The organism is Neobacillus jeddahensis (assembly GCF_000612625.1).
GTDB lineage: Bacteria > Bacillota > Bacilli > Bacillales > Cytobacillaceae > Neobacillus > Neobacillus jeddahensis.
Genome location: NZ_CCAS010000131.1, coordinates 1 through 1,635, shown reverse-complemented (window position 1 = coordinate 1,635; position 1,635 = coordinate 1). Strand labels below are relative to the sequence as shown.

The window sequence follows — 1,635 nt, the reverse complement described above, 5'->3', positions numbered from 1 at the left end:
CAATTGCAGGCCAATTAATATTCTACTTTAGATGAATCTTGCAGAACTTTTCATGGAGTCTATTTGGACATATTCTATGGCGGAATTTTATAAGATGAACCTTCGTATAGATAACTGCCTATAATATTTCCAAGCTCCATGCAAAGCTAAATTAATTTTTTGAGATATTGTGGTGACCTTTTATTAATCATTCCCGAGTGTTCAAATTAGCAATTAGAAATGTGCTCTTCATCTTTGTAAATTTCAGGTTATCTTTAGGAGAATACTAATGATTACACTATATATTAAAAAGAAAAAATTTAATGAGTCTTTCGAACTTAATGATATCCCCTTAGAGATAACTCCTGGTAAAATAACTCTTCTCTTAGGACATAATGGTGCTGGAAAGACGACCATTATAAAATCATTATTCGGGCTTTTGAAATTTGAAGGAGAAGTTACAGTTAACGGACACAACATATTTTTCAACTCTCAACACGATGTAGACTATTTTAAAAAACAAATTGCATACATACCAGATGATATTTCTTTATTCGATTATTTAGCTCCACGAGAATATTTCCAATTAATGGAGAGTTCTTGTGATGGTAAACAAGACCCTTCCTTTGTTCGTAATTTAATACGTATTTTTGAATTGGAAAAGTATTTGAATACACCTATCGTCAATTTATCTCATGGTAATCAGAAAAAAGTTCAAATTGTATCCCAATTAATAAAAAAAAGTAACTATATTGCTTTTGATGAACCAACGAATGGCCTTGATCCTGATATGATAATAATCTTAAAAAAGGTGCTAGTAAAGCTGAAATCGCAAGGGGTTGGGATATTATTATCAACCCACAACCTTCATTTTGGTCAGGAGTTATTTGATAATATAGTTATTTTAAGAGAGGGAATTATGAAATTAAGCACTAATAAACAAGAGCTAAATAAAAATTTTGGAGAAGTTTCATTAGAAGAAATCTATAAAATAGTAAATCAAGATTACTACCAATATGTAGAGGGACTTTTAAATGAGTTGGATACTACGAATAATTTATAAAATTGAAAATCCTAGAGTAAAAGCTAAATTTAAATACATGTTAATAAATTATCCATCCCACTTTCTTACAATACTATCAACATTTTTATTCATCTATGCAGTTTATGTGATATTTACATTAAAATCATTGACCAATATTCCTATAGAAAATGTCAGTATATTTTTTAATGTAATAAAAGTTGGCATTGGATTATCCTGTTTTTTTGTTGTTATATCTAGAAATAAGTTAAAAAACAATGAATATATGTTTTTCTATTTAAACTCAAATGCGAAAGCATATCAATTTATTCTAGGCACTGCCCTCCACTTGTATATTTTTTATTGTTTCATATTACTTTTTCTGTTTACTCCAGTATTAATGAACATATTAATTGAAATAGGAAAAATAAATATTTTTTTCATAAGTTATTTATTTTTTATTCTCACATTTATTTTTTTATTAACGATAACAATATGGACATTACTTAGTGTTTTTTTAACGAAAATAACTAAGAGTAAAAATGAAAGTCTATTTCTGAATGCTATTTTTTTACTATTGGTTATGTTTGGTTCTGAGTTTTTTATAGAAAATTATTTTAAAGATTATTTAATTG

Annotated in this window: 2 protein-coding genes; both read left to right on the top strand. The window is 27.1% G+C overall.

From position 1 onward, the window contains the following. The first annotated feature begins 268 nt into the window (after positions 1–268). Positions 269–1,042, top strand: coding sequence for an ATP-binding cassette domain-containing protein (locus TY15_RS22935; protein ID WP_040203436.1), 774 nt, complete (start codon positions 269–271; stop codon positions 1,040–1,042). Then, positions 1,014–1,635, top strand: a 622-nt coding sequence (locus tag TY15_RS24835) for a hypothetical protein (RefSeq protein ID WP_042375715.1), incomplete at its 3' end; no start/stop codon positions are given. The genes TY15_RS22935 and TY15_RS24835, both read left to right, overlap by 29 nt.